This window comes from Bradyrhizobium sp. P2_E8, assembly GCF_056403875.1.
The window spans coordinates 1-6,035 of record NZ_JBFUES010000434.1 but is presented as its reverse complement, the minus strand read 5'-3'; the positions used below and the strand labels follow the sequence as shown (position 1 = coordinate 6,035).

5 protein-coding genes are annotated in these 6,035 nt (G+C 60.7%); 4 read left to right on the top strand and 1 reads right to left on the bottom strand.

Annotated features, from left to right (window positions below; translation table 11 throughout):
• The coding region (locus AC1D00_RS22820; RefSeq protein ID WP_477012205.1) for a MurR/RpiR family transcriptional regulator at positions 1-674 on the top strand (674 nt) is incomplete at its 5' end.
• 31 nt (positions 675-705) lie between these two features.
• Here AC1D00_RS22820 and AC1D00_RS22815 read toward each other — a convergent pair.
• A complete protein-coding gene (locus tag AC1D00_RS22815; protein ID WP_477012204.1) occupies positions 706-2,325 on the bottom strand; it encodes a XylR N-terminal domain-containing protein in 1,620 nt (539 codons plus the stop codon).
• Positions 2,326-2,633: 308 nt separating this feature from the next.
• On the opposite strand from AC1D00_RS22815, the gene AC1D00_RS22810 reads away from it, so the two are divergent.
• From AC1D00_RS22810 to AC1D00_RS22800, 3 genes are all read left to right on the top strand, one after another.
• Positions 2,634-3,128 carry a 2,4'-dihydroxyacetophenone dioxygenase family protein gene (locus tag AC1D00_RS22810; RefSeq protein WP_477012203.1) on the top strand — a complete coding sequence of 165 codons (495 nt, stop codon included), beginning with the start codon at positions 2,634-2,636 and terminating at the stop codon, positions 3,126-3,128.
• 30 nt (positions 3,129-3,158) lie between these two features.
• Entirely contained in the window at positions 3,159-4,790 is a 1,632-nt protein-coding gene (locus AC1D00_RS22805) for a GMC family oxidoreductase (RefSeq protein ID WP_477012202.1), read from the top strand.
• Positions 4,787-6,035 (top strand): ABC transporter substrate-binding protein (locus tag AC1D00_RS22800; RefSeq protein WP_477012201.1); only part of this gene is annotated, 1,249 nt, incomplete at its 3' end. The genes AC1D00_RS22805 and AC1D00_RS22800, both read left to right, overlap by 4 nt.

Below are 6,035 nucleotides of genomic sequence, written 5' to 3'. Positions count from 1 at the left end.
AGGTGAGGCTGGCTCAAGCAATGGCGGTCGGGCGGATTTACGTCGAGCTGCCCCCGCATGTCGGCACGGATCTGGCGCGCCCCGCTCTCTGGCGGTCGGTGTTCCAGGAAATTCGTCGCGCAATCGCCGCTGCCGAGGAGGGACTGCGGAAGGAGGACATCGAGAGGGCTGCCGAAGCCATCTCGCGCTGTTCGAAACTTGCAGCATTCGGCGTGGGCGGCGGCTCGACCCTTGCAGCAATGGAGGTTCAGAATCGCTTCTTTCGCCTCGGGATCGCCGTCTCTCACGCCTCCGACCCGAGCTTGATGCGCATGATCGCCGCGACCCTTGGCCAGGACGACGTCGTCATCGCCATCTCGACCACCGGTGCGGCGACCGAGGTGATTGAGGCAGCCAGTATCGCCAAGCAATACGGTGCCCTGGTCGTCGCGATTACTAGGCCGCAAAGCAGGCTGGCCTCAATCGCCGATATTGCGCTCGGCGTGTACGTGCCCGAAGCGCCCGATGCGCTCAAGCCGACCGCATCGCGCTATGCCATTCTCGCGGCCATCGATCTGCTCGCCGCGTCGACGGCTTATTACAAGCCGCTCGAAGCCCAGACACGGATGCGTCGGATCAAATACGAGTTGCTGAAGGGGACGGACGGAAATTCAAATGGGCCGCTCGGCGACTGAAGCGAGGAAGCTCGTCGCGATCGTACGGTCCTCAATTCCCGGATTCAATTCCTCTCACCCGATAAACGAACTGGGGCCTGGTGACGCCGAGCATCCGCGCTGCTGTCGAAACCCTGCCATCCGAACGTCGCAGCGCCTCCGCGTAGATTCGTTGGCTTAGTTCGCTCATCGTGAGCGATTTAGCAGCCATTTGATCGACTATGCCGCCCACATAGGTGTCTGCTGAACTGGGAGGCGCTAATGCCAGCTCGCTCGAGAAGTGCTTCGGTTGAATCTCTCCCGGCAGTTCGTTGCCGCCGTCGAACCTGGCCTTGAACAAGGCGTTCAGGAGAACCGAGCGCAATTGCGGGAGGTTTCCAGGGAGAGCGATGCCCTTGACCGAATCCAGCGCCGCACGGGAGAGACGATGCTGCGGCAAGGCTTCGTTCTCCGACATCGCTGCGAGCATGGCCCGAGCGATGTCGGCAATGTCGCCGCGCCTGTGCTGGAGGCCGAGAAGCTCAATCGGCAGAACCGCAAGGGCGAAGAGAAAGTCCCGGCGGAGTGCGGGCATGGCAATGAGCTCGCTCAGCCGATGAGTGGATGTGCCGGCCAATTGCAGCCCGGGCGGCAAGTCCCGACTCTCTACTCTTTCGGCCAACAGGAGTTGGCATTCCTCGGACAGTGTCTCGATATTCTCCAGCAGCCACGTCTCGCGTGATTGCTTCAATTTCCTGAGCCAGATATCGATCTGCTCGCTGGTGAGGGATCTGCAGACAAGGCGTCGCAATCGGCCGCCTGTTCCGTGGCGCTGGTGGTGCAGGTAGCGCGCCGCGAGGTGTTTTCCGCAACCATGTGGACCGACGATCAGCGCAGGGAGCTCTCCTGCGGCAACGCTATCCAGCTGGCTGCGGACGGGCTCCAGCACAACGTCTTCGAGGCTTGCACCCCCGTGTCTGGAGGTTGTCTTCGTCGGCACATGGATTGCCGTTTCGACCCCGCCGGTTCTGCGCGGAAGGTCTGCAAGCGATGGAACGACCTCCTCGCGGAACATGCGAACCGTGGGATCGTCGGCACCCCAGGCATCGGCCGTCTTGCCGGTCACCCTGCAGTGTTTGTGCCCCATCGCGGCACATTCCGTTTCCTTATAAACGATCAGCTTGTCGAAGAAAAAGCTGGCATATCCCGACGCGTAGCCGACCTGCATCCAGCAAACGGGCTCGGACGCGCAGCGTTGGCGATTGAGAAACTCGGTCGCCTCCATGCCACCATGCCAGAGAAACTCCGCTGCAAACTTGTTCTGCTTGAAATTGAAGTCGTTGTAGACAGTCTGCACGCGCACGACGCCAGACATGGTGTGCATCCGCGTGCCTGCGGTGAACGCGTCCCCGATGTCGAGCCCAGGCCAGGCGGTGCGGATAAACTCTGCATCCTGCGTTCCCGCCTGAAACCCTAAGCGCAGCAAAATAACCCGCGCGTCGTGAGACCCGAAGCGGCGAACCAATTCCTCCTGGAGCTGAACAGCGATCGAGGCGCGATGGAGGACAAGCCGCGCGTTGCGCAAGCTGATATGCGCGTGAGCAGGATCGTACACGATCTGGGAGAGCATATCCCGCAAGGTTGGCCGTCCACCGCGATCGAGCAGGCTGCTTTCTTCGATCTTGGAAATCATTTGGCCGCACTCCCACCCACCAAGCTTTTCTTCTCGCTACAGAATTGCCGGGTTTGCATCATTTGATCAATCCAAATTTATGAAATGATCCATTTGCTCTCGCCCCRATCGTCGCCAAGCTGCGTTTGCCGATCGTGCTCCGAAGGAACATCTCTATCTTTATCAACAGCTTGACGGACCTTCGAATGAACGGTTGCGGTGCAGCGGCGATTTCCTCTTTGACCGCTTTCCGACCGGGGTGATTACCTCGGCCAAAAGAGAGCCAAGTGCTCTTGGGGGGAAACGGAATGCGGGACGCGAGCAAAATCGTGAAGCTGCCGGATGAGCCACACTCGGAGGCGATCAGGCGCTTTGCARAGGAAGGCGCCTATATCGCGGGCGATGACAAATCCTCACCCTGGATTCCTTTTGGCGACGTCGCAGCCATCAAGCACCTGTGCTTCGACGTTCGCAACAACGCAGCAGCCAACATTCTGTGGGTCAAGAGCGGCGGGCGGATCGGCACGCACAAGCATCGCGGCTTCGTGTCGGCCATCACTCTGGAAGGATCCTGGGGCTATTACGAATACGACTGGATCGCCAGGCCCGGCGACTTCATCTACGAGCTCCCGGGAGCGGCGCACACGCTCTATTCCGACGATCCGAATGGCATGAAGGCGCTGTTCTGGCTGAACGGCGCTATCGAATTCTTCGATGACAACGGTGAGTATGATTTCACCGCCGATGTCTTCTGGTTCATCGAACACTACACGCGTTACTGCGAGGCGAACGGCCTCCCCGTCAACAACGACATGTTCATCTGAGTCGGGTTGCTGGAATTGGGGAGAGGGCGCGTGGACGAGTGTGATTACGTCATCGTGGGTGCCGGTTCGGCCGGTTGTGTATTGGCGAACCGCTTGAGCGAAGATCCGAAAGTCAGCGTCCTCGTGCTCGAGGCCGGCGGCAAAGACAACAGCATATTCATGAAAATACCGCTGGCATGGCGCCAGATCTGGCGCGGTCCCAAGTTCAACTGGAATTATGCGACGGAGCCGGAGCCGTTTCTCGACGGGCGGCGCCTTTCGCTTCCACGTGGCAAGGTCCTGGGCGGCTCTTCGTCAATCAACGGCATGCTCTACGTGCGCGGACACCCGCGCGATTATGACCTGTGGCGCCAGTCCGGGTGCGAAGGCTGGAGCTATGCCGACGTTCTTCCCTATTTCAAGCGCGCGGAGGGCAGCTGGCGAGGCGAAGGCGATTATCACGGCGGCGCAGGACCGCTCGGCGTCAGCCCAACCGATGTTTCCAACCTGAATTTCGGCTTGATCCGCGACACGGCGATTGCCGCGGGGATTCCGATGACCGACGATTTCTCGGGAGCGCAGCCTGAGGGCTTTGGCATCGTCGACCTGACGATCAAGAATGGTGTGCGCAGCAGCGCATCGGCGGTCTATCTCCGCCCCGCATTGAAGCGTGCCAATCTCACCGTGAAGATCGGGGCCCTGACGGAGCGGGTCCTGATCGAGAAGGGGCGCGCGACGGGCGTCACCTACGTCGCGAACGGCAAGCGTGTTTCCGTTCGCGCGAGGCGCGAGGTGATCCTGTGCGGTGGGAGCTACAACTCACCACAGCTTCTCCTGTTGTCGGGTATCGGGCCGGCCGATGAAGTTGCCGAACACGGGATAACCCCTGTTCACGAGCTCCCAGCGGTTGGCAAGAATCTATCCGAACATGTGGTGTTTCACATTCAATTCGCGATCAAGCAGCCGATCACGTTTCTGAGCCGCCTGCGGGCCGATCGCGTTGCACTTTCTGTGTTGCAGTGGGCCTTGTTCCGCAAGGGCGATTTCGCGACCCAGGCATTGACCGCGCTCGCCTTCGTGCGCAGCCGGCCCGATGTCGAGCGACCGGACATTCAGCTCTTCTTCAACTCGACGCGCATGGACGCCAAGGTTTGGTTTCCCGGGATCACGCCGCCGCAACAGCACATGCTGGAGGGATATCCGTCGATCAATTATCCCGAAAGTCGCGGCGAATTGCGTCTGCGCTCGGCTGATCCGCGTGACCCTCCGCGTATCCGGCTCAATTTTCTTGGAACCGAAGGCGATCGCGCGACAGCGCGCGAATGCATTCGATTGGTACGGCGCATCTACAATACGCCACCGCTCGGCCCGCTGATCGAGCGCGAGACTTCGCCTGGCGCCGAGGTCGTCTCCGACGCCGACCTTGACGCGTTTGTCCGGCGCACGGCTGAGGTCGGCCATCATCCCGTCGGGACCTGCGCGATGGGGACTGGGCCAGCGGCAGTGGTCGATCCGCAACTGCGCGTGCGTGGATTGCAGGGGCTGAGGGTGGTCGACGCTTCKGTCATGCCAACCGTGCCAGGAGGCAACACCAACGGACCGACAATCATGATTGCCGAGCGCGCCGCCGATCTGATCGCCGGGAAGACGCTGCTAGCGCCGGCTTCGAGCGCGGTTCGATGAGCACGTTGTCGGTCGCACGATCGACGATGTCATGGCATCCGGAGCGGCGGATGAGGGTTCCGACAAGTGAGACTGGCTTTGAACCGCGTGGAGTCCTGGCGGCGGGCTTCACAAAGAAGACTTGCGGTGGTCGCAGCCGTCAATCACGTAACAAAAGGGGGAATTTGATGAGACGATCGATAAAAGCGGCCGTGGCGGCCGTCGCATGCACGCTTGCGGCGCTAGCGTTCAATGATTCCGCAGAAGCTGCCTCCGCGCCGAAATGCGGATTGAATACCGGCAAGGCTGCGACCGGTGCGCCCATCTCGATCGGCGGCATCGTTGGTCGGACAGGCCCGGCGGACTTCAGCTCTTCGGGCGATGCGGCTGCGGCGTATTTCAAGTGCGTCAACGAGAATGGCGGCATCAATGGCCGCCCGATCGAGTATACGCTGGAGGACGAYGCCTGGAAGCCCGAGCAGGCCGCTCAAGCTGCGGCCAAGCTGGTGACCGATAAGAAGGTGGTTGCCCTGGTCGGCAGCAACAGCTTCGTCGAATGCGCCGCTAACCAGGCGACTTACGAAAAGAACGAGGTGCTTGTCGTCGCCGGCGTTGGCATCCCCCGGGATTGCTTCTTTGGGAGGAACTATTCGTCAACGAACGCTGGTCCTCGGTTGAGCAACCTTGGCGCAGTGCAGTACATGCATGGGAAGTTCGGCATCAAGAGTGTCGTCTGTGTCGCGCCCAACATTCCCGGCGTCGGCGATTTCTCCTGCGACGGCGTCAAGGCGTGGGGTGCTTCCAAGGGTGTGGCGGTCAACGTGATCCTGATCGATCCCGCGGCGATCGACATGACTTCCATCGTCCTCCAGGCGATGTCGTTCAGGCCCGACCTGATCGAGGCGAGCTTGCCGCGTGACGGCGTGATTGCCTTGCTCAAGGCCGCCGAGGACCAGGACCTCGGTTCCAAGGTGAAGTTCGCCGCGCCGACCTCGGTCTACAATCTCGAGTTTCCGAAAACGATCGGTCCCTACTGGGACAACAAGGTCTACGCCCAGCTCGAGCTCGAACCTTTCGACAAGCAATCGCCCGACATGCTGAACTGGTATGCGGTGCTCGACAAGTATGCGTCCAAGAATGTCCAGCGCGATACTTTCAATCAGGCGGGTTATTTGGCAGCGCGTTGGATCGTCGAGGTCATGCTGACAATGGACCCGGCCAAGATCGACCGCACATCTGTTACGGCCGCCCTCCGCGGTATGAAGT